The organism is Streptomyces virginiae (assembly GCF_000720455.1).
GTDB lineage: Bacteria > Actinomycetota > Actinomycetes > Streptomycetales > Streptomycetaceae > Streptomyces > Streptomyces virginiae.
Genome location: NZ_JOAK01000003.1, coordinates 427,014 through 447,636, shown reverse-complemented (window position 1 = coordinate 447,636; position 20,623 = coordinate 427,014). Strand labels below are relative to the sequence as shown.

Sequence of the window (20,623 nt, the reverse complement as noted above, 5' to 3'; positions counted from 1 at the left end):
CGCGGTCGCGCCGCACGCCGGGCGCGCCCGCGAGCGGGTGGCGAGGGCCGTCAGGCCGTCTTCCCGCCCAGGAAACGGCGCAGTCTGGTCAGCGGCCAGGCGTTGACGACGTCGTCCGCCGTCAGCCAGCCGCGCTGCGCCGTGCCCACCCCGTACCGCATGTAGGGCAGGTGCGTGGTGGCGTGGGCGTCGGAGTTCACCGCGAACTTCACGCCGTACCGCTTCGCCCGCAGGATGTCCTCGTCGCACAGGTCCAGCCGCTCGGGGTGGGCGTTGATCTCCAGAGCTGTCCCCGATCGCGCGCACGCCTCGAAGACGGCGTCGAAGTCGGCGTCGATGCCCGGGCGTTTGCCGAGCCGGCGGGTCGTCGGATGGCCGATCACGGCGACGTGCGGGTTCTCGCAGGCACGGATCAGCCGGCGGGTCAGGTCCCGCCGGCTCTGGTTGAAGTGCGAGTGGACCGAGGCCACGCAGATGTCGAAGCCGGCGAGGAACTCGTCGGGCCAGTCCAGCGAACCGTCCGGGCCGATGTTGAGTTCCGTGCCGTGCAGCAGCCTCATCCTGTGGTGCCTGCCGTCGAGTTCCCGCACCCGCTCGCGCTGGGCGAGCATCTTCTCGCTGGTCATGCGCTGCATGGCGAGGTCCGGGGCGTGGTCGGTGACGGCGTAGTACGCGTATCCCCGCGCGGCAGCGGCGGCGACCATGTCCTCCAGCGGGGCGAGTCCGTCCGTGAGGTCGGTGTGGGTGTGCAGATCGCCGCGGATGTCCTTCTCCGTGAGGAGGTCGGGAAGTTCGCCGCGCAGCCCGGCCGCGATCTCGCCGCGGTCCTCCCGCAGCGCCGGGGGTATCCAGGGCAGGCCGAGCCGTTCGTAGACGCCCTCCTCCGTCTCCGAGGTGACGCTCTCGCCGCTCTCGGCGTCGAAGAGCCCGTACTCGGAGAGCTTCAGGCCCTGGCGCACGGCGAGTTCGCGGGTGCGGATGTTGTGCGCCCTGGACCCGGTGAAGTACTGCAGCCCGGCGCCCCAGGAGGCGGGCGGAAGGACCCGCAGGTCCACCTGGAGGCCCGTGGCGGTCCGTACGGAGGTCTTCTTCTCGCCGCGCGCGATGACCTCGGCGACGTACGGGAGGGACGTGAGGGTCTCCATGAACGGCGCCGGCCGGCGCGCCGCCACCAGGATGTCGACGTCGCCGATCGTCTCCCGCATGCGGCGCAGGGATCCCGCGTACGCGCACCGGACGCAGCCGCGTACGGCGGACAGCTCGGCGACGAGCTGTTCGGCGACGTCCATGGCGGCTCCGACGAGGATCCGGCCCTCGCCCGCCTTCTGCAGCAGTGCGATGCCGTGCAGGATGTTGTCCTCGGTCCGCTCGCCGAAGCCCTTGAGGTCGCGCAGCCGTTCCCGGTGGACGGCTTCGAGCAGCTGGTCGACGGAGGTGATGCCCAGCTCCTCGTACAGCACCATGGCCTTGCGCGGTCCGAGCCCGGGGATCGCGATCAGCTCGCGCACTCCGGACGGTACGGAGGCCCTGGCCTCGTCGACGACGGACATGCGGCCGGTCCGCAGGTACTCCAGGATCTTGTCGGCGACCGACCGGCCGACGCCCGGGATCTCGCGCAGCCCTCCGGCGTCCAGGGTGGCGATGTCCTGGGGGTGGCCCCCGACGGCGCGGGCGGCCTTTTCGTAGGCGCGCGCTTTGAAGGCCTCCCCGCCCCGGATCGCGATGAGGTCCGCGTACTCCTGGAGCATCGCCTCGACCTGGTCGTTGGCTCGGGCCATGCCTCCAGGGTGCCCCGCGGGCACCGGGCGGGCACGCCGGCCGCGCCACAACCGCCCCGGGTCCCGCCGGCCCCGGGTTTGGCGGGCGGCAGCGCGGGCAGCCGCGTGACACATAGCGAAGGCCCCGGAATGGAGTGCGGACATGTCTACAACCACACTCGTAGTGGTGATCGTCATCGCGGCGGTCGTGGTGCTCGCGCTCATCGCGACGCTGTGGCTGTCGGCGCGACGCCGGCACCTGCGTGAACGGTTCGGCCCCGAGTACGAGCGCACCGTGCAGGAGGAGGGCGGCGCGAGGGCCGCCGAGCGAGACCTGCGGGCCCGTGAGCAGCGCCACGACCAGCTCGACATCAAGGAACTCCCCGCCGAACGGCGCCGTGAGTACGCCGAGGCCTGGAGCGACGTCCAGGAGCACTTCGTGGACCGCCCGGAGAACTCCGTGGCGGAAGCGGACGAGCTGGTCTCCAGGCTGCTGGACGAGCGCGGATACCCCACCGCGGGGTACGAGGACCGGCTGCGCGACCTGTCCGTCGAGCACGGGCGCACCCTCGACCACTACCGGGCCGCGCACGACGTCAAGGTGCGAAGCGGCGGGGGCCGGGCGACGACAGAGGAACTGCGCGGGGCGATGGTGCACTACCGCGCCCTGTTCGAAGAGCTGCTGACGGACCAGAGGAGTCGTTGACATGCGTATACGTGGAGACCAGGAGGCCCGGGACAGCGAATCCGGTCCGACCACGGAAGACATCATGAAGTCGGGCGCGGACGAGGAACGGCAGGCGCCGATGTACCCGGGCGAGGCCACCTCCGAGCGTACCGACGGCCTGCGGGCCGAGGACCCGGCCGGGACGACGGGGACGGCGGAGGAGGCAGGGGCGGACGGGACGACCGGCCGGGTCGACGCCGGTGGCCCGGCCGACGCCGACACGGAGGAGCCGCTGCTCGGCACGACGGAGACCGAGGAGTACCGCAGGAAGTGGAGCGAGATCCAGGGCCGGTTCGTCGACGACCCGCAGGAGGCCGTGAGGTCCGCGGACACCCTGGTGGCGGAGGTCATGCAGGCCCTGGCCGGCAGCTTCTCCACGCGCAAGCAGGGCCTGGAGGGCCAGTGGGGACGCGGTGAGCAGGTGGCGACGGAGGACCTGAGGGTCTCGCTGCAGCACTACCGCTCGTTCTTCAACCGGCTCCTCAAGACCTGAACCACCACCTGAACCGACACCTGAGCACCCGTCCCGGCCGGCGCCGCACATCACTCGGCGTCGTCCGGGACGTGTATGTCCAGGACACAGAGGTCGTCGCGGTTGCCCGCGCGCTGCGCCGCCAGCGTGCGGGCGAGCTCGCCGTCCACGCCGGTGCGCAGCAGCTGCAGCGCGGTCTGCGCGAGCCGGCCCAGTCCGAGGTCTATGTCCTCGCCCGGCCGCTCCACGAGCCCGTCGGTGTAGAGCAGGAGATGGTCGCCGGGCTCGAGGTCGATGACGGCCTGCCCGTACACGGAGTCGCGGGCGGCGCCCAGGAGGCAGCCGTCGGGCTGCGCCAGGAATTCGGCCCGGCCGCGCCGGATCAGCAGCGGAGGCAGGTGTCCGGCCCGCGCCCAGGTCAGGCGGCGGACGTCCGGCTGGTAGCGGCCGATGACCATGGTCGCGGTGGCGGACGGCTCCGAATCCGTGTGCAGCAGCAGGTTGTTGAGCCGGCGCAGGACGTCGATGAGGGCCGAACCGGTCGCGGCCATGCCCTTGGCGGTGAACCGCAGCTGGGCCATGGTGCCGACGGCAGCCAGGCCGTGGCCGGCCACGTCCCCGACGACGAAGAGGGCGCTCCTGTCGGGCAGTTCGATGGCGCTGTACCAGTCCCCTCCGACGTTGACCCCGCTCTCGGAGGGCACGTAGGCCACCTCGACGCACAGCCCCGCGAGTTCCACGGACCGTTCGGGGATCGGCAGCAGGGTCGCCTGCAGGCGGGCGGCGAGCGCGCGTTCGGCCTGCAGCATGCCGCTCTGGACCAGGACGGCCCGCTCGCTCTCGCGCAGGGCGAGTTCGGCGTCGCGCAGCGCGGTGACGTCCTGGAAGAAGCCGTGCACCTCGACCGGCCTCCCGCCGGCGTCCGCCCGGGCCTCGACGACCATCCGCACGTGCCGGACGCCCTCGGCGGTGGTGATCCGGAAGGGATGGTCGACGGCCCGCTGCCCCAGCCGGAGCAGCCGGTGGACGACCGCGGCCATGCGTGCCCGGTCGTCGGGCAGGACGTGGCGGGGCAGCTCCTCCAGCCCGATCGGCCCCGTCGCCGGATCCCGGTCGAAGATGGCGTAGACCTGGTCGGACCAGACGACCCCGTCCGTCGTCAGCTGCCAGCCGGCCCAGCCGAGGTTGCCCAGGCGCTGCATGTCGGTCAGCCTGCGGGCCTCGCGCTCACTGAGGTCGTGGCGGATCCAGGACACGACCAGGCGCCCTCCCAGCCGCGTCGCCCGGACCGAGTACACGGACTCCTGGGGGAACCCGGCGCCCAGTTCCTGGTAGGTGAAGGGCTCGCCCTCGTACACGGCCCCGGTGGCCAGGGTGTCCTCGTAGCCCTCCCACAGCGCGGTGCCCGCCACGGTGGGGTAGGTCTCCAGGACCCGTCGGCCCACGAGTTCCTTGCCCCGCCGTCCCTGCACGTCGACGGATTCCGGCGCGGCGCCGTCGATCCGGTAGTCCTCGATCTCTCCGGTCGCCGAACGCAGGGGGGTGAGCAGGACGGCGGGCCCGGACAGCACGTCCAGGATCGCCTGGACGGACGCGACGTCGTCGGGGACGGCGGTCTGCGCACCGTCGCCGCGGGGCCCGCCGTTGCGCAGCAGGGCGGCGCACAGCCGGACCGCCTGGCACAGCACCGTACGGGTGTCCACGTCGAAGGGGCCCGGACGGCTGCGCATGAAGCCGATGGCGCTGCGCACGCGTCCGCCGGACGGTACGGGGATCCAGGCGCGGGACGGCCACTGTCCGGGGGCCTCGCCGATCAGCAGGTAGCGGCGGGCGTCCGTCGCCGGGTCCTCGAGCCATACGGCCTGCCCCGCGGCGATGGCTTCGAGGGCGGCGACGCCGCTGAGCGGGGGAACGTGGCGCCACTGGTCGGCCAGCGACTCGGTGATGCCGGCGTGGCCCGTCAGGTCCAGGCTGCCGGTGGACGTCACGGTGTAGATCATCACGCCGTCCACGCCCAGCGGCGCTCCCAGAGCGTTGCGCAGCAGCTGCGCGATGTCGTCCTCGCAGCCGGCCTCTGCGAGGTCTTCGGCCAGCCGGGGCAGCAGCGTCCGCGGGCCGTCGTCGGCCGGAGCGGCGACGGCGTCGCCGGTCCCGGCGGCCGGATCCGCCGGTTGCCGGCGCTGTCCGGTCCCGCCCGGCCCGGGCGCGGTGGACGGCGACGCGGCGGCTCCGGGGGGCGGCCGGGTCCGGACCTGGCCCAGGGTGAGCCAGCATTCCTCCAGGAGGGTCCTGCCCCACCGGGTCCCGCGCGCGAGCAGCGTCTCGTAGGCCGCGTCGGCGGATATCCCCGTCTGGGCCATCAGCACGCCCTTGGCCCGTTCGATGACGGCGGTGGCCGCGGCGACGCCCTCCAGGTCCGCGATCTCCGATCGCAGCCTGGCCACCACCTTGGCCAACGCGAGCACCTCGGGTGAGGCGCCGTCGTCGGGAGGCACGACGTCGTGCGTCATACCTTGAGGATGGCACGACGGTGCCGGGATGGGCCGGGTCTTCCGGATCAGGCGCCCGGCCACGGGCATGAGGCGCCCGCGGGCCCCGCGGGAAGGGCACGGCCCGCGGAGTTACCCTCGGAGCAAGCCGCGAAAGGGATGGTGCGCATGTGTCGGTGGCTCGCATACTCGGGTACGCCCGTCCTGCTCGACACCGTGCTCTACCGCCCCGAGCACTCGCTGATCAACCAGAGCCTCAAGTCCCGGCTGGGCGTGGAATCGACCAACGGCGACGGTTTCGGCCTCGGCTGGTACAGCGCCGACGGCAACGGCACGCCCGCGGTCTTCCGTGACATCGGCCCCGCCTGGAACAACCGCAACCTCCAGGAGCTGGCCGCTCACGTCCGCTCCCCGCTGTTCTTCGCGCACGTCCGGGCCTCGACCGGTTCGGCCATCCAGCAGACGAACTGCCACCCGTTCCGGCACGGTCGCTGGCTGTGGATGCACAACGGGGCGATCGGGGACTTCGCCCGGCTCCAGCGCGATCTGTGCATGGCCGTCGACCCGGCCCTCTTCTCGTGCATCGAGGGGTCCACGGACTCCGAGGTGATGTTCTACCTCGCGGTCACCTACGGGCTCGACCAGGACGTCCCGGGCGCGGTGGCGCGGATGGCGGGGCTGGTGGAGCGGCTCGGCAAGGAGCACGGCGTGGCGGAACCGCTGCAGATGACGGTGGCGGTGAGCGACGGCGAGCGCGTGTGGGCGTTCCGCTACTCCAGCGTGGGGAAGTCGCGATCCCTCTACTACAGCAGCCGGGCGGACACGGTCCGGCACCTCTACCCGGAGATCGACTACCTCAGGGAGGTGTCCGACGACACGCGCATCGTGGTCTCCGAGCCGCTGGGGGACCTGCCGGGGGTGTGGAACGAACTGCCCGAGAGCAGCTACGCGGTCCTCCCGTCCGGTCCGGACGCGGACTACCTCCCCTTCATTCCGGAATTTTAGCCAGGGCCGTACCCCTGCGTGAGGGGTGGTCCGGCGGGTAAGTGAAGCACAGGAGGAGGGCCTGGAAGGACGGCAACACCGCCTCGGCCGACCGGTCGCAACCGGTCGTCGGCGGCGCCCACCCTCACCGAAAGGACCCCCGATGTCACTGGCCGTGTCCACATCTGCGCCCCACCGCGGGAGCCGGACGCTCGCGCCCCTCGGACCGGGAAGCGGCCGCTCGGCCGCGGCCGTCGTGCCGACCATGGGCGTGGAGGAGGAGTTCCTGCTCGTCGACCGCCGCAGCCGGGCCCCGGTGGGCCGCGCCGCACGGGTCATCGAGGCGGCTTCGGGCAGACTCGGACCGCTGGTCCAGCCGGAGTTCTTCACCGCCCAGGTGGAGTCGTGCACGAACCCCACGTCGAGCACGGCCGTGCTGCGCGCCGAGCTGGCGTGGCTGCGGGCCGAGCTGGTCCGGGCGGCGGACGCACAGGACTGCCTGCTCGTCGGCACCGGCACCGCGGTGATACCCCCGGAGCATCCGCTGACCATCACCCCGGACGAACGCTACGGGCGGATGGCGGTCCGCTTCGCGTCGGCCGTCGGGGGCTACGACCAGCCGGTCTGCGGATGCCATGTCCACGTCGGCGTGTCCTCCCGGGCTCAGGCCCTGGACCTGGCCAACCGGCTCCGGCCCTGGCTGCCCACCCTGCAGGCCCTCTGTGCCAACTCCCCCTTCGACCGTGGCAGGGACACCGGCCATGCCAGCTGGCGGGCGGTCGAACACGCCCGCTGGCCCACGGTGGGGCCCGCTCCCTTCCTCGACGAGGCCTCGTACGAGCGCATCGCCCACGACCTGGTGCAGTGCGGGGCCCTGCTGGACCGGCGGATGATCTACTGGTACGCCCGCCCGTCCGAGCACGTGCCGACGCTCGAGATCCGCGTCGCCGACGTGAACGCCCGACTCGACACGGTCGTCCTGCTGGCGGCGCTCGTCCGCGGGCTCGCCGGCGTGCTGCTGCCCGAGGGCGACGAGGGCAGGCCGCCGCCGTTCCTGGAGTGCGGCCGGCTGCGGGAGGCCCACCGGCTCGCCGCCGTGCACGGGCTGTGCGGGGAAGGCCTCGATCCGGTCGGCGGAGCCCGTGTGCCGGTGTGGGACATGCTGGACCGGCTGCGCGAGCGAGCCGCTCCGGGACTCGCCGCGGCCGGTGACCTGCTCCTGGTGGACACCATGCTCGACCGGCTGCGCGCGGAGGGCGGTGGGGCGGCCCGGCAGCGAGCCGCCCTCGTCCGGCGCGGAAGGCTGAGCGACGTGGTCGACAGCCTGGCGAGGACGACCGCGGCCGTGTGAACCGTGTGAACCGTGTGATTCGTGCGGGATGAGACGAAAGGAACTGTCATGGACGACCAGGGCGGCGCAGGCGGAGTACCGCTGCACCACGACGACGAAGAAGCCCGGCGCCGGGCTCCGCACGCCGGACCACCGGCCCGCAAGCCGCGCAAGGACGACGGAAGGACCCGGGCCGCGGACACGGACGAGGCGAGCCGCCTCGACCGGCCGGTGGAGTCCGGCGGGCCCGGCCCGGACACCCGTTGGACGGGGCCGGACGACGACCGGCCGGCGACCCCCCGACGAGCGCCCTGAGGAGGCCGGAGTGAACCGCAGCCACCGGCCCCCCACGGGCCGCGCCCCCACCTTCCTGGCCATCTACCTCAACGACCACCTGACCGGTGCGAACGGAGGCGTCGAGCTGCTCCGCCGGGCCGCGGCGGCCCATCAGGGCAGCGTCCTCGGCACCTCGCTGCGGTCGCTGGGCGAGCAGGTGGCGCAGGACCGGCAGAGCCTGCTCACCCTGATGGCCGATCTCGACGTCCCCGTCATGCGGACCAGGGCCGCCCTCGGCCGGATCGCCGAGAAGGTGGGCCGGCTCAAACTGAACGGACGGGTCCTGTCCCGGTCCCCGCTCAGCGACGTCCTGGAGCTCGAAGCGATGCGCATGGGCGTGGAGGGCAAGGCGGCCTGCTGGCGTTCGCTGCGGAGCCTGGCGCGCACGGACCCGCGCATCGACGTCTCCATGATCGAGGAGCTCATCGGGCGGGCCGAGCAGCAGGTCCGCGCCCTGGAGGCCATGCGCAGCGCCTGCGCGTCGCAGCTCTTCGCCCGGGAGGCGCGCGGCCGGGCCGCGACGCCCCACGCGGCGCAGGCCGTGTGGCGCCGCGGCCACCTGCGCGGCCTGCCGAGGGCCGGCCCGGCCTGACCGGCCCGGCCTGACCGGCCCGGCCTGACCGGCCCGGCCTGACCGGCCCGGCCTGACCGGCCCGGGCTGACCGCCCCGGGCTGAGCGGCCTTTCGACCAGGCCCTCGGCGGTGGCGCCGACGCCGACGCCTCAGCTGCGTCCCCGGGACCGCGCGAAGCGGCGGGTGTGCTGCGGGTCCGGGGCGAGCGGGGCGGTGTCCATGCCCGCGCCCGAACGCAGGCCGTCGAGGAACTCCTCGACGGCCTCGACCGAGGTGTGGCGGGGCTCCCAGGACAGCTCCCGGCGCGCCCGGGAGGAATCCATCAGCGGGAGCCGCAGGACGGCGTCGAACAGGTCCGGTGATGCCGGGACCAGGTGCAGCCGCCACGCCGCGGCGAGCGCGGCCCGTACGGGAGCCGTCGGCACGGGCAGGCTGCGCGCGTCGAGGACCCGGGAGAGCACCTCCGCGTCCAGCGGCGGATCGGCCGCCAGGTTGAAGGGCCCGCGTACGGGGAGCGTGGCGGCGGCCCGGTAGGCGGCGGCCGCGTCGTCGGTGTGCAGGGCCTGGAAGCGCAGTCCGGCCAGGTCGGGCACGGCGGGGAGCAGTTCGGGGCGCAGGAACCGGCTCGGGAGCAGCCGGCCCGCGAAGATGCGGCGCTGCTCGGAGGCGGACTGCCGTTTGAAGAGGAAGCCCGGCCGCATCCGCACGACCCGGACGTCGGGGTGGGCGCGTTCGTAGGTGTCGAGGACCCGTTCGAGGTAGGCCTTCTCGCGGGTGTAGGCGGCCTGCGGCCAGCCGTGGGTGGGCCAGGACTCGTCGACCGTGCGGTCCTTCGGTCCCGGTGAGTAGGCACCGACCGACGACGCGTGCACGAGGGCGGGCACACCGGCGTCGGCCACGGCGTCGAAGACGCGGATGCTGCCCAGGACGTTGGTGCGCCAGGTCTCGGCGGGGTGGTGGGTGGGCCGGAACTTCCACGCGAGGTGGATGACGGCGTCGGCCCCGGTGAAGAGCGCGGCCAGATCGGCGCCGCCCGGTTCCACGTCCACGGCGTGCCAGCGCGTCTTCGGCGGCCTCCACAGGGGCATCCTGCGGGCCAGGCCGAGCACGGACTCGACGGAGGGGTCCTCGGCGAGGGCGAGCACGACGCTGGTCCCGACGTTGCCCGTGGCCCCGACGACCACGACACGGACGCCCTCACCCCGCCGTTCGCTCCTGCGTTCGACGCTCTTCTCCATCGGTGCCTGCTGCGTCATCGTGTCGGCTCCTCTCGGCGGAGGACGGTGGGGTGGGTCCCGCCGGCCGAACCGGCGGGCCTCCTGGGCCTTGGGGAGCGCCTACCCGTGCCTCCGCACCGCATGCGCGGGCCGGGGCGGGCCGGGCCCGCGCGGGAGCGCGACCGCTCCGGCATCCTTGGCGTGAGCCGGTCTTTTGTGGGGAGGTGCCTGAGTGCCGCTCCCGTCCCGGCTCCCGGGGCGGGCGCAGGCACCGGCACACGTACGGGTACAGAGAGGCGAGAGCCGTGACCGAGAAGGACATCTGGGGCTACCACGAGGACGCCGGCCACCACAGCGGCATCGATCTCGTCGGCTACAAGGTCGAGGCCACCGACGGCCACATCGGGAAGGTCGACAAGCACTCCGCCGACTTCCGGGCCTCCCACATCGTCGTCGACACGGGCGTCTGGATCTTCGGCAAGCACGTCCTCCTGCCGGCGGGCACCATCGAACGCATCGACCCGGCCGAGGAGAAGGTCTACCTCGGGCTGACCAAGGAACAGATCAAGAACGCGCCCGACTACGACGAGGCCAAGTACGCCGGCGAGCCGAACTTCATGGACCGGTTCGGCCACTACTACGGCCAGTCGCACATGTAGGGGCGCGCATGAGGTACGTGAGCCCCGGCAGGGAGTACGCGCGGGACAGCCGCTACCTCACCACCCGGATCACCGCCGACGGGCGCGACGGGTTCCCCGTGGAACCCGGCCGCTACCGGCTGGTGGTGGCCCGGGCGTGCCCGTGGGCGAGCCGGGCCGTGATCGTACGGCGGCTCCTCGGGCTGGAGGAGGCGCTGCCGATGGCGGTGGCGGGTCCGACGCACGACGACCGCAGCTGGACCTTCGACCTGGACCCGGGCGGCCGCGACCCCGTGCTCGGCATCGAACGGCTCCAGGAGGCCTACCTCGCCCGCGACCCCGGCTACGACCGGGGCATCACGGTGCCGGCGATCGTCGACGTGCCGACCGGGCAGGTGGTCACCAACGACTTCGCGCAGATCACCCTCGACCTGTCGCTGGAGTGGGCGGCGCACCACCGTGAGGGAGCCCCCGACCTCTACCCAAGGGCTTTGCGGCCGGAGATCGACGCCGTGAACGAGGTGGTCTACGAGGAGGTGAACAACGGCGTCTACCGCGCCGGTTTCGCCGGGTCCCAGGAGGCCTACGCGGCGGCGTACGGGCGTCTGTTCGCACGCCTGGACCGGCTCACCGAGCGGCTCGAAACGTCCCGCTACCTGGTGGGCGACACCATCACCGAGGCGGACGTCCGGCTGTTCACCACCCTCGTGCGCTTCGACGCCGTCTACCACGGCCACTTCAAGTGCAACCGGCGCAAGCTCTCCGAGTCCGCGGTGCTGTGGGCGTACGCGCGGGACCTGTTCCAGACGCCCGGCTTCGGCGACACCGTGGACTTCGACCACATCAAGCGGCACTACTACCTGGTCCACGACGACATCAATCCCACCGGGATCGTGCCGGCCGGCCCGGACCTGTCGGGCTGGCTCGCGCCCCACGGCCGGGAGGCGCTCGGCGGCCGGCCCTTCGGCGACGGCGCCCCGCCCGCGCCGGTGAGCGCCGGGGAGAGGGTGCCGCCGGACCACACACCGCTGCCCTCCTGACGCCTTACGGTGATCACCCGTTACCCTTCTGTTCGACCGGGCCGTCCCTTTCGATCTTGCCGGGCCCGCCTGTGGATCATGGAGGAAGTCACGTGCCCGAACCGCGTTCCGGCAGCCGCCCCACCCTGGAGGCCGTCGCGGCGCTCGCGGGCGTGTCGAGGGCCACGGTCTCCCGCGTGGTCAACGGCGGCGACGGAGTCCGCCCGCATCTGGCCGACCGGGTGCAGACGGCGATCCAGGAGCTGGGTTACATCCCGAACCACGCGGCGCGCACGCTGGTCACCCGGCGGACCGGCGCCGTCGCCGTGATCATCCCCGAGCCCGAGGCCCGGATCTTCTCGGACCCCTTCTTCTCCCGTCAGATACGCGGCATCAGCAAGGAGTTGACCGCGCACGACACCCAGCTGGTGCTGCTGCTGGTGGAGGACCACTGCGACTACGACCGCATCGAGCGCTATCTGGCGGGCGGCCACGTCGACGGGGCGCTCGCGTTCTCGCTGCACACCGACGATCCGCTGCCCGCCATCGCCAGCCGCCTCGGCATGCCCACGGTGTACGGCGGCCGTCCCGGCTGGACCGCCGGGCCCGGGGAACAGGACCGGGTGACGTACGTCGACGCGGACAACCGCGAGGGCGCCCGGGAGGCCGTACGGCACCTGCTGGGGCAGGGGCGGCGGCGGATCGCGCACATCTGCGGCCCGCTCGACCAGACTTCGGCGGCCGACCGGCTGAGCGGCTACCACGACGTGCTGCCCGCCGCCGGGCCCGAGCTGGTCGCCGTGGGGGACTTCACCGCGGCGGGCGGGGCGCACGCGATGGCCGAACTGCTGGACCGGGACCCCTCGATCGACGCGGTGTTCGCCGGCAACGACCTGATGGCGACCGGTGCACTGCGCGTGCTGCGCGAGCGCGGCCGGACCGTCCCCGGTGACGTGGCGGTGGTGGGCTTCGACGACGCCGAACCGGTGGCGGAGAGCGCCGACCCGCCGCTGACGACGGTGCGTCAGGACATCGAGGGCATGGGGCGGATGATGGCGCGGCTGCTGATGGAGCGGCTGGGCGACAGCCGCGAGGGCCGGAACGTGCCGGGCCCGGTGATAACCGAGACGGCTCTGGTGCGGCGCGCGTCGGCCTGACCCGGGGCCCGCGCGACGGGCGCGGGCCCCGGGTCACGTCCGGTCAGCGCGCGGGGCACTGCTTCCAGGAGAAGTGGTAGACGCTGTTGATGCTTCCGTCCGTGGAGTCGAGGGCCATGAAGCTGGTCCTCGACGGGTCGGAGGTGCCCACCTCCGCACGCAGTTCGGTGTTGATGTTGAAGTTGCGCTGCTCGCCACAGGGCGACCAGGCCAGGGCCTCGATGCCGGTGGTGTCGGTGGCCTGCCAGTTGTCGTCGAGGGCGCCGTCGAACCGGTGGGTCCGGTAGGCGGTCTGGCTCATGCCCTGGAAGTAGTAGCTGGCCTTCTGCGTGCCGATCGCGCCCGGCTGGAGGCTGCCGAAGCCCCTATAGTCGACCTTCGCGATGGCGTAGGTGTAGCCCTGCGGGACGTGCACGACGAGGGACAGCAGACAGTTCTTGCGGCCCTCGACGGCGGGGACGCCGCCGCCGGCCTGGGCCAGGTACTCGCTGTAGGTGACGGTGAAGGCCGAGTTGTCGGGTGAGACGGCGACGGCGGCACTGCCGGGACGGCAGCCCGATCCGTTGACCGTGGCGACGTCGACGGTCACCTGGTCGACGGGGGCCGAGGCGGAAGCCCCCGCGGAGGGGCTGAGCGTGACGAGCGTTGCGGTCACGGCGGCTGCGGTGAATCCGGTACGGAGCGACTTGATCACACCGACATGGATAGCGGTCCGCCGGGGGCGGGCCCGGCCGACGGGTGCGCGGGCTCACCTTGACGGCCGAAACGATTCACCGCAGAAACGATAAATCGCCTCATGCCGACCGACCGAACGGCCCCAAGACACCCCCGGAAAGCACCGATCGGGCGCGGCCACGCCGGTTCAGGCTTTCCCTTTGTCCTAATATCGCCGGGTTCCTTCAGGTCATCAGCGGGCTCCGGCGCCGGACTCGGCACGGTCCCTCCTGCGGTGAGGAGTCCCATGTCCCGCGCATCCCGGTCCGCCGCCCTGTCGGTCCTGGCCCTCGCCGCCGCCCTGGCCGTACCGGCGGCCGGCCCCGCACCGGCCCGCGCCGTGGCCCACCACGCCGGCGACGAGGCCGCCGTGCTCGGCGACGACCACGCCCGCGCCCATGCCCGGCTGCGGCAGGCCGCCAAGGGCACCCAGGGGTATCCGCAGTCGAAGCGGACGGCCGGACTGGCCGCGCTGGAGAAGTCCCAGCGCGAGGCCAACACCCGTTTCGACGCGGCCCGGTTCGGCCGCTTCGCGCAGTTCTTCCCGTCACCCGACTTCGGCGTCCACGTGGCCCTGCTGCCCACGGGCAAGGTGCTGCTCTTCTCCTTCGAACGCGTCGAGGCCGACCCCACGAAGGAGACGGGGCCGACGAACACCGTCGGCCGGACCAACGCCGGCCGCGCCTGGCTCTGGGACCCCGCCAGGGGGACCGGGGCCCGGGCCTTCAAGAACGTGCCGCCACCGGTGGTGCTGATGCCCGACGGCACCTACTCCCCCCGCCCTGCGCCCTTCTTCTGCGCCGGGCACTCGTACCTGCCCAACGGGATGGTCGGGGTCTTCGGCGGCAACGTCGGCGGCAAGGGCGGCAGCGGCGCCAAGCTGTCCTTCGTCTTCGACCCGTGGACCGAGAAGTGGTTCCGCAACCGCGACATGGCCGTCGGCCGCTGGTACCCCTCCGTCGTGACCGGGGCCGACGGCCGGCAGATCATCATGTCCGGCCAGTCCGAACGCGGCACGGGCACCCCCACCCCGGTGGTGGAGCGCTTCCCCGCGCTCGGACACCGCGTGCCCTGGCGCCCGTACGACATCCCGGCGGGCGTCCCCGCCGAGCGGCTCCGCGCGGACGCCCCCTTCCGCAACGACTACCCGCACCTCTTCTCGCTGCGCGACGGGATGATCTACGGCCTCGGCCGCGACGCCGACCAGCAGTGGCTCTTCGACCCGGTCAGGGACGTGCGCAGCGACCTGCCGCGGCGGCCCGCCGACTTCCGCGGCTACGGCTCGGCCGTACCGCTGCCGGCCGGTTTCCGCGGCCCCGACTCCGTCCTGGTCCTCGGCGGCGACCCGCGCGACCCGCACACGTACCGGCTGTCCGGGGGGCGCTGGACCACCGAGGAGCCGAGGGCCTTCGGCCGGACCCAGGACGGCACCCTGATCCTGCCGGACGGCACGCTGCTGACCGTGAACGGCGCCCTGGACACCCGGGACTACGGCCACGGCCCGTTCAACCCGAAGGCGGACCTGAAGTACCGGCAGATCGAGATGCGCGACGCGCAGGGCCACTGGAGGCTGGGGCCCGCCCAACGGCTGCCGCGCGGCTACCACTCCAACGCCCTGATCCTGCCCGACGGCCGGATGATGGTCACCGGAGACGAACTCCAGCAGATCGCCAACGACCCCGACATCAAGGACGGGATGGACGGCAGCATCGAGCTGTACGAGCCGGCCTACCTGCACCGGGGCGCCCGGCCGGCTCTCGACCGGGTCCCCGCGGGCGACCTCCGGTACGACGCGCCCTTCCAGGTGTCCAGCTCGACGGCGAAGGACGTCAAGCGCGCCGTCCTGCTGGCCCCGACCACCGTCACCCACTCGGTGAACACCAGTCAGCGCCACCTGGAGCTGCGGCTCACCGGCGTCCGGGGCGACCGGATCGGGCTGCGGACCCCGCCGGGGGCGGCCGACGCCCCGCCCGGCCACTACATGCTCTTCCTGCTCGACGCGAAGGGCGTGCCCAGCACCGCGAAGTGGATCAAGCTCGGCCCCCGCTGGTCCGCACCCCAAGCCGTGCCGGGTCGTGTCCGCCAGGGGGTGTCCGGCGGATCGGGGTCGGACAGCCCCTAGCGCAGGCGCACCACGGCGGCGCGTCCGTCGGTGCGGACGAGGCCGGTGAAGGCGCCCCGGACCAGGGCGGCGTCGTAGGGGCCCAGGGCATGGCCCGGGCCCCACGCGGCGTCGAGCGTCGCCGCGCCGTCCAGGGCGACCACCAGCAGGGTCTCGCCGGGTTCGGCGGCCACGGTGAGCCGGCCCCGGACCACGGCGGTCTCCGCCGTCGCCGCGCCGCGGCGGTACATCACGTTGAAGTTCACGACGGGGCCGGAGACGAGCCGGCAGTCGGTCGGTTCGTCTCCCGCGAAGTCCTGCGGCGCGAAGCGTTCGTCCACGATCCGGTGCACGCCGCCCACGACGAGGTCCATGCCCGCGCCCTCGGCGAGCGTGAGGGTGCGGTCGATCCCGGGGAAGGCCGAGAAGGGGCCGTCCGCGGCCACCTCGGCCAGGCTCGCCCGCCAGCGGAACGAGTCCATGCCCGCGCCCACGGGCCACGCGGCGATCTCCCGGGTGACTCCCCCGCCGTTCTTCCACACCGTGGCGGGGCGGTCGGCCGCGCGCAGGACGCGGACTTCGCCGCCGCCGTTCACGCCCGGGTCCCGGACCCGGCCAGCCGCTCGCGCAGTTCCTCGGCGTCGGCGAGGAACCACGTCTGGCGCCCCCGGTTGCATTCGCGGACGAAGTCCCGCAGCGCCCCGCTGGCCGCCGTGTGCCGGGAGATGTCGCCGAGGACGACGATGCCCACCCGGTACTGGACGAACTTCTGGATGATGTCGCCCGCGACCCGGGTGCTCAGCCGGAAGAACGCCTCGTCGAAGCGCTCCACGGGGATGACGGCCCACTCGGCGCCCTGGTACGAGGCGTTGCCGATGCAGTCCAGGGCCTCGCGTTCTCCCGCGATGGTCTCGCCCTCGGCCCCGCACATCAGGACGGGCACGTCGTCGATCGTCTGAAGGGTGTCCACGGCGGTCGAGACTAGCCCTTCTCCATCGACGGGCGCAGGCGGGCCAGCAGGGCGTAGAGCGTGGCGCTCTCGGCCTCGTCCAGGGTGTCGAGCGCTCCGTGCGCCGCCTGCATCTCCTCGCGTACGCGGCGGATGACCTGTCGGCCCGCCTCCGTCGCGACCACGTTCTTGACGCGCCGGTCGGCGGGGTCCGGCTCGCGGCGCACCAGCTCGCGGGCCTCCAGCCGGTCCACGATGCCCGTCACGTTGGACGCGTCACAGACCAGCAGGACGGCGAGGCCCCGCATGGGCACCGGGCCGTCCAGCTGGGCGAGCACCCGGGCCTGGGTGGGGGTGAGGCCGTGCTGGGCCGCGGCCGCGGCGAACTCGCGCCACTGGGCGGTGCCGATGGCGGCGAGCAGCTCCAGCAGCTGGACCTTCGTGGGGGCGGGGGTGGCGGTCTCGCTCATGCCCCGAGCCTACTCAGGATGCTTGACATTATCAATTGTTTACTTGACTACCTCAAATATCGACCTCTACCTTCGATCGAGTTACTTGATGACATCAAACATCGCCGTTCCGAAGCTGTTCAGCTCCGAAACACGAAGAAGGTCCCCGCAGCCATGAGCACCCCCTCCCCAGCCGCCCCGGCCTCCGGACAGCGCAACGAGACGGTCATCGTCTTCGCCCTGAGCCTCGCCGCGATGGTCGTGTCGATGATGCAGACCCTGCCGGTCCCCATCCTCGGCCTGATCCGCGACGACCTGGGCACCTCGACCGCCAACGTGAGCTGGGTGACCACCGCCACCCTGCTGTCGGCGGCCGTCTTCACGCCGCTCCTCGGCCGGTTCGGTGACCAGCACGGCAAGAAGCCCACGCTGGTGGCCGTCCTCGGCGTGATGGTGGCCGGCTCCGTCCTCACGGCACTGGCCTCCTCGCTCCCGCTGCTCATCGTGGGCCGCGTCCTCCAGGGCGCCGCCACCGCGATCTTCCCGCTCGCCCTGTCGGTGCTGCGCGAGGAAGTCCGCCCGCAGAAACTGCCCGGTGCGATGGCGCTGGTCAGCGGCACGCTGGCGTTCGGCAGCGGCCTCGCGCTCGTCGCGACCGGGCTGCTCACCTCCGGACCCGACGCGGACTACCGCAACGCCTTCTGGATGGCGACCGGCCTCGCGGTCCTCGCCCTGCTCGCCGTGGTCTTCCTGGTTCCCGCCACCCGTACCAAGACGGGCGGGCGCACCGACGTCCTCGGCGCCCTGACCCTCGGTGCCGCGCTGCTGCTGCTCCTGCTGGCGATCTCGCAGGGCCACGAGTGGGGCTGGACCTCCGGCCGCACCCTGGGCAGCTTCGCCGGCGCCGCCGTCATGGCCGCCGTGTGGGTCGTCACCGAGCTCAAGGTCCGCGAGCCCCTGGTCGACATGAAGATGTTCGTGCACCGCCCGGTGCTCATGGCCAACCTGGCCGGCCTCCTCGTCGGCTTCGGCATGTTCGCGAGCTTCCTCGGCGTCTCGTACCTCGTGCAGATGCCCGAGGCGCTCACCGGCTACGGCTTCGACGCCTCGATCCTGCGGGCCTCCGTGCAGTTCCTGCTGCCCAGCGCGATCGTCTCGCTGCTGGCCTCGCCCATCGGCGGCCAGATCGTGCGCCACCGCGGTCCCCGCGTGGCCCTGGGCGTGGCCGCGGCGCTGGGCGCGGTCGGCTTCGCCTGGCTGGTCGTGGACCACGGCCACGCCTTCTCGGTGATCGGCTCCGGCCTGGTCGTCGGTGCGGCCGTCAGCTTCGGCTACGCCGCCATGCCCGCCGTGATCATGTCGAGCGTCCCGCCGCACCAGAGCGGCATCGCCAACGGCATCAACTCGATCTCCCGCTCGACGGGCAGTGCGATCGGCAGTGCCGTCGTGACCACGATCCTGGCCTCCAAGACCATCGAGCACCTGCCCGCGGGTGTCCCCCCGCTGCCCGCCGAGTCGGGCTTCACCCTCACCTTCGGGATCGGGGCCGTGGCCTTCGCCCTGGTCGGCGTGATCGGCTGGCTCGGCCTGCGCGGCGGCCACAAGCCGGCCGGGGCGGCCGCCGAGCGGCCCGCCGCGACCGAAGGGGCGACGGCCGCCGAGCCCGCGAAGGCAGACGCCGCAGGCTGACCCCGTGACCGCCGGCCCGGCGGCCCGCCCCGCGTGTCGTTCGCGCCGGGCGGGCCGCCGGGCCTTGCATGGTGGGTGCATGAAGGCTACGGACGTCATCGCGGACGGGTTCGGTCGGATCCGGGAAGTCGTGCACGAGGCGGTGGAGGGAGTGCCGGCGCAGCTCCTGGACGCCCGCGTCGACCCGGAGGCGAACTCGATCACCTGGCTGGTCTGGCACCTGACCCGGATCCAGGACGACCACGTCGCCGCCGCCGCGGGTCTGGAACAGGTGTGGCTGACCGGGGGCTGGGCGGACCGGTTCGGCCTGCCGCTGCCCGCCGCGGCCACCGGCTACGGTCATTCCGCGCGGCAGGCGGGCACCGTCCGGGTCGACTCGGGCGAGCTGCTCCTGGGCTACTTCGACGAGGTGCACGAGCAGACCCTGGGCTTCGTCCGGGGGCTCGCGGCCGCCGACCTGGACCGAGTGGTCGACGAGCGCTGGGACCCCCCGGTGACCCTCGGGGTGCGCCTGGTCAGCGTGCTCGCGGACGACCTCCAGCACGCCGGTCAGGCGGCCTACGTACGCGGCGTGCTGGAGCGGGGCCGGGGATCCTGAGCCGTCCGCACGCACGCCCGGCCCGGGCCCGCCCGGCCCCGCCCGTCGGCACTCAGAACGGGTCGATCGCCATGCGTCCCGTGGAGGCCGCGCAGACGTCCCAGCGGTCGCCGGAACGGCGCAGCTCCAGGAGCACCGCGACCCGGTCGCCGCCGGCCGGGGTGAGGTCCACGTTGACGGCGGCGCTGTCGCCGCTCTCGGTGGACGAGACGATGTGGTGGCCGAAGCGGGGCGCGAGGCCGTGCAGGGCGTCCCCGGGGTCGGGGGCGCCGCCCGGGCACCCGCTTCCCGGTCCGGCGGCCGGTGCGGGTCCGCCGCCGCCCACCGTTTCGAGGTACTGGTCCACCGCGCGGTGCAGCGGGCTGCGCCCCACGACACCGGTACCGGTGAACACGACCGCCATGACGATCGCGGCCACCAGCAACGGCAGTCCCACCGCGAGGGCCACCAGCCCCGCTCCCGCCCCTCGGCGTTCCCGCACAGCCCCGCCCGCCCTTCCGCCGCAGTCCGGCCGTTCCGGTCCGGCCCTCTCCGTATGCCCTCGCAGACGCAGCATCACGTGCGGCCGTTCCCGCGCCCGGCCCGGCACCGTCCCGTTGCCCGGACAGCGTGCGGCGGGAGGCGTGTGCCGGAAACGTGTGCGGGGAGCGTCTCGACGGGGCGGCGGGGGGTGCGCGTCAGCCGCGGAATTCCTCGGTACGGACCGGGGAGGCCTCGGCGAGGGCCCGGGTGACGCCTTCGACACCGTCGCGGAGTCCGTAGACCGGGGTGCCGGGCTGCTGTCGCCAGGAGTCGTCCAGGCCGCCCGAGTCGACCGAGTCGAAGCCGAGTTCCCCGATGAGGTCCCGTACGGCCTTCTTCGCCGTCTCGTCGTCGCCCGCGACGGGCAGCGCGATCCGGTCCGGGGCGCCGGCCGGGCGGTGCCGGTCGAGGATGTCCTGCGCGTAGGTGCCGTTGAAGGCCTTGACCACGGGATGTCCGAGCTGCCGCTCGGTCCAGCGGCTCTCCGTCAGGCCCTCGTCCTCCACGCCGGCGATCCGGCCGTCGCGTGGGCGCGGGTAGTAGTTGCCGGTGTCGATGACCACGAAGCCCGGGGCGGCGCCGTCGAAGAGGCCGGCGGGCAGGTCCGGCACGTTCTTGAACGGGATGGTCACGACGACGATCTCGGCGCCGCGCGCCGCCTCGGCCACGGGGACGGGGGTGGCGCCGGTCTCCCGCGCGAGGGCGGTCAGGGTTTCGGGCCCCCGCGAGTTGGCCACCGCGACCTCGTGTCCGAGGGCGGTGAGCCGGCGGGTGAGGTTGCCGCCGATGTTGCCTGCGCCGATGATGCCGATCTTCATGAGCTCTCCAGTGCCTGCGGGGCCGGTCTCGTGCTCGTGTCCAACTCCCGTCGGCAGCGCGGCATTCCGCTCCGGAGGATACGA

Annotated in this window: 21 protein-coding genes; 12 read left to right on the top strand and 9 right to left on the bottom strand. The window is 73.1% G+C overall.

Annotated elements, in window-relative coordinates:
- Positions 1-50: 50 nt before the first annotated feature.
- Positions 51-1,778 (bottom strand): DNA polymerase/3'-5' exonuclease PolX, encoded by a 1,728-nt coding sequence (gene polX / locus IG86_RS0107410; RefSeq protein WP_030818040.1) that lies wholly within the window; start codon positions 1,776-1,778, stop codon positions 51-53.
- A gap of 142 nt (positions 1,779-1,920) precedes the next feature.
- Here polX and IG86_RS0107405 point away from each other — a divergent pair, with 142 nt between their 5' ends.
- Together IG86_RS0107405 and IG86_RS0107400 are read left to right on the top strand one after the other, a co-directional pair.
- Complete coding sequence (locus IG86_RS0107405) at positions 1,921-2,463, top strand: hypothetical protein (RefSeq protein ID WP_030818042.1); 543 nt, start codon at positions 1,921-1,923, stop codon at positions 2,461-2,463.
- A gap of 1 nt (position 2,464) precedes the next feature.
- Complete coding sequence (locus IG86_RS0107400) at positions 2,465-2,977, top strand: hypothetical protein (protein ID WP_030818044.1); 513 nt, start codon at positions 2,465-2,467, stop codon at positions 2,975-2,977.
- 50 nt (positions 2,978-3,027) lie between these two features.
- On the opposite strand, the gene IG86_RS0107395 is transcribed toward IG86_RS0107400, so the two are convergent.
- Complete coding sequence (locus IG86_RS0107395; RefSeq protein ID WP_051785014.1) at positions 3,028-5,466, bottom strand: SpoIIE family protein phosphatase; 2,439 nt, start codon at positions 5,464-5,466, stop codon at positions 3,028-3,030.
- Positions 5,467-5,613: 147 nt separating this feature from the next.
- On the opposite strand from IG86_RS0107395, the gene IG86_RS0107390 reads away from it, so the two are divergent.
- The 4 genes from IG86_RS0107390 to IG86_RS0107375 all read left to right on the top strand — a co-directional run bounded on the left by IG86_RS0107390 (position 5,614) and on the right by IG86_RS0107375 (position 8,687).
- Entirely contained in the window at positions 5,614-6,450 is an 837-nt protein-coding gene (locus tag IG86_RS0107390; protein WP_030654414.1) for a class II glutamine amidotransferase, read from the top strand.
- 142 nt (positions 6,451-6,592) lie between these two features.
- Positions 6,593-7,780, top strand: a complete 1,188-nt coding sequence (locus IG86_RS0107385) for a carboxylate-amine ligase (RefSeq protein ID WP_078848347.1) — start codon at positions 6,593-6,595, stop codon at positions 7,778-7,780.
- 48 nt (positions 7,781-7,828) lie between these two features.
- A complete protein-coding gene (locus IG86_RS0107380; RefSeq protein WP_030818052.1) occupies positions 7,829-8,074 on the top strand; it encodes a hypothetical protein in 246 nt (81 codons plus the stop codon).
- A gap of 10 nt (positions 8,075-8,084) precedes the next feature.
- Positions 8,085-8,687 carry a hypothetical protein gene (locus tag IG86_RS0107375; RefSeq protein ID WP_063761499.1) on the top strand — a complete coding sequence of 201 codons (603 nt, stop codon included), beginning with the start codon at positions 8,085-8,087 and terminating at the stop codon, positions 8,685-8,687.
- Between the two features lie 130 nt (positions 8,688-8,817).
- On the opposite strand, the gene IG86_RS0107370 is transcribed toward IG86_RS0107375, so the two are convergent.
- A complete protein-coding gene (locus IG86_RS0107370) occupies positions 8,818-9,924 on the bottom strand; it encodes an NAD-dependent epimerase/dehydratase family protein (RefSeq protein WP_244305798.1) in 1,107 nt (368 codons plus the stop codon).
- Between the two features lie 266 nt (positions 9,925-10,190).
- Between IG86_RS0107370 and IG86_RS0107365 the strand changes: the two genes are divergently transcribed.
- From IG86_RS0107365 to IG86_RS0107355, 3 genes are all read left to right on the top strand, one after another.
- Complete coding sequence (locus IG86_RS0107365) at positions 10,191-10,544, top strand: hypothetical protein (RefSeq protein ID WP_030818062.1); 354 nt, start codon at positions 10,191-10,193, stop codon at positions 10,542-10,544.
- 8 nt (positions 10,545-10,552) lie between these two features.
- The gene (locus IG86_RS0107360) at positions 10,553-11,563 is read left to right on the top strand and encodes a glutathione S-transferase family protein (RefSeq protein ID WP_030818064.1); all 1,011 of its coding nucleotides are present in this window, start codon (positions 10,553-10,555) and stop codon (positions 11,561-11,563) included.
- A 92-nt stretch (positions 11,564-11,655) separates the two neighbouring features.
- Positions 11,656-12,699, top strand: coding sequence for a LacI family DNA-binding transcriptional regulator (locus tag IG86_RS0107355; RefSeq protein ID WP_030895659.1), 1,044 nt, complete (start codon positions 11,656-11,658; stop codon positions 12,697-12,699).
- 43 nt (positions 12,700-12,742) lie between these two features.
- On the opposite strand, the gene IG86_RS0107350 is transcribed toward IG86_RS0107355, so the two are convergent.
- A complete protein-coding gene (locus tag IG86_RS0107350) occupies positions 12,743-13,393 on the bottom strand; it encodes a DUF4360 domain-containing protein (RefSeq protein WP_030895656.1) in 651 nt (216 codons plus the stop codon).
- A 267-nt stretch (positions 13,394-13,660) separates the two neighbouring features.
- Between IG86_RS0107350 and IG86_RS0107345 the strand changes: the two genes are divergently transcribed.
- The gene (locus IG86_RS0107345) at positions 13,661-15,535 is read left to right on the top strand and encodes a galactose oxidase early set domain-containing protein (RefSeq protein WP_078905826.1); all 1,875 of its coding nucleotides are present in this window, start codon (positions 13,661-13,663) and stop codon (positions 15,533-15,535) included.
- Here IG86_RS0107345 and IG86_RS0107340 read toward each other — a convergent pair.
- Genes IG86_RS0107340 through IG86_RS0107330 form a run of 3 tightly spaced genes read right to left on the bottom strand, consistent with a single transcriptional unit; the run spans position 15,532 to position 16,933 of the window.
- Positions 15,532-16,110 (bottom strand): HutD/Ves family protein, encoded by a 579-nt coding sequence (locus IG86_RS0107340; protein WP_030818074.1) that lies wholly within the window; start codon positions 16,108-16,110, stop codon positions 15,532-15,534. The genes IG86_RS0107345 and IG86_RS0107340 overlap by 4 nt on opposite strands.
- Complete coding sequence (locus tag IG86_RS0107335) at positions 16,107-16,484, bottom strand: DUF4180 domain-containing protein (RefSeq protein WP_030818077.1); 378 nt, start codon at positions 16,482-16,484, stop codon at positions 16,107-16,109. Before IG86_RS0107335 ends, IG86_RS0107340 begins: the two co-directional genes overlap by 4 nt.
- An 11-nt stretch (positions 16,485-16,495) precedes the next feature.
- Complete coding sequence (locus IG86_RS0107330; protein WP_030818079.1) at positions 16,496-16,933, bottom strand: MarR family winged helix-turn-helix transcriptional regulator; 438 nt, start codon at positions 16,931-16,933, stop codon at positions 16,496-16,498.
- Between the two features lie 153 nt (positions 16,934-17,086).
- Between IG86_RS0107330 and IG86_RS0107325 the strand changes: the two genes are divergently transcribed.
- On the top strand, positions 17,087-18,601 hold the full coding sequence (locus IG86_RS0107325) for an MFS transporter (RefSeq protein WP_030895652.1): 1,515 nt from the start codon (positions 17,087-17,089) through the stop codon (positions 18,599-18,601).
- 79 nt (positions 18,602-18,680) lie between these two features.
- Entirely contained in the window at positions 18,681-19,199 is a 519-nt protein-coding gene (locus tag IG86_RS0107320) for a mycothiol transferase (RefSeq protein WP_030895650.1), read from the top strand.
- Between the two features lie 52 nt (positions 19,200-19,251).
- Here IG86_RS0107320 and IG86_RS0107315 read toward each other — a convergent pair whose 3' ends face one another.
- Both IG86_RS0107315 and IG86_RS0107310 read right to left on the bottom strand, forming a co-directional pair.
- The gene (locus tag IG86_RS0107315) at positions 19,252-19,647 is read right to left on the bottom strand and encodes a hypothetical protein (RefSeq protein WP_030895648.1); all 396 of its coding nucleotides are present in this window, start codon (positions 19,645-19,647) and stop codon (positions 19,252-19,254) included.
- Between the two features lie 229 nt (positions 19,648-19,876).
- Positions 19,877-20,539 carry an NADPH-dependent F420 reductase gene (locus tag IG86_RS0107310; RefSeq protein ID WP_030895645.1) on the bottom strand — a complete coding sequence of 221 codons (663 nt, stop codon included), beginning with the start codon at positions 20,537-20,539 and terminating at the stop codon, positions 19,877-19,879.
- Between the last annotated feature and the right edge of the window lie 84 nt (positions 20,540-20,623).

Coding starts and splice junctions, on each gene's coding strand:
- IG86_RS0107405 (WP_030818042.1), top strand. CDS start 1,921: ATGTCTACAACCACACTCGTAGTGGTGATCGTCATCGCGGCGGTCGTG.
- IG86_RS0107345 (WP_078905826.1), top strand. CDS start 13,661: ATGTCCCGCGCATCCCGGTCCGCCGCCCTGTCGGTCCTGGCCCTCGCC.
- IG86_RS0107390 (WP_030654414.1), top strand. CDS start 5,614: ATGTGTCGGTGGCTCGCATACTCGGGTACGCCCGTCCTGCTCGACACC.
- IG86_RS0107400 (WP_030818044.1), top strand. CDS start 2,465: ATGCGTATACGTGGAGACCAGGAGGCCCGGGACAGCGAATCCGGTCCG.
- IG86_RS0107310 (WP_030895645.1), bottom strand. CDS start 20,539: ATGAAGATCGGCATCATCGGCGCAGGCAACATCGGCGGCAACCTCACC.
- IG86_RS0107395 (WP_051785014.1), bottom strand. CDS start 5,466: ATGACGCACGACGTCGTGCCTCCCGACGACGGCGCCTCACCCGAGGTG.
- IG86_RS0107320 (WP_030895650.1), top strand. CDS start 18,681: ATGAAGGCTACGGACGTCATCGCGGACGGGTTCGGTCGGATCCGGGAA.
- IG86_RS0107330 (WP_030818079.1), bottom strand. CDS start 16,933: ATGAGCGAGACCGCCACCCCCGCCCCCACGAAGGTCCAGCTGCTGGAG.
- IG86_RS0107380 (WP_030818052.1), top strand. CDS start 7,829: ATGGACGACCAGGGCGGCGCAGGCGGAGTACCGCTGCACCACGACGAC.
- IG86_RS0107325 (WP_030895652.1), top strand. CDS start 17,087: ATGAGCACCCCCTCCCCAGCCGCCCCGGCCTCCGGACAGCGCAACGAG.
- IG86_RS0107360 (WP_030818064.1), top strand. CDS start 10,553: ATGAGGTACGTGAGCCCCGGCAGGGAGTACGCGCGGGACAGCCGCTAC.
- IG86_RS0107370 (WP_244305798.1), bottom strand. CDS start 9,924: ATGACGCAGCAGGCACCGATGGAGAAGAGCGTCGAACGCAGGAGCGAA.
- IG86_RS0107385 (WP_078848347.1), top strand. CDS start 6,593: ATGTCACTGGCCGTGTCCACATCTGCGCCCCACCGCGGGAGCCGGACG.
- polX (WP_030818040.1), bottom strand. CDS start 1,778: ATGGCCCGAGCCAACGACCAGGTCGAGGCGATGCTCCAGGAGTACGCG.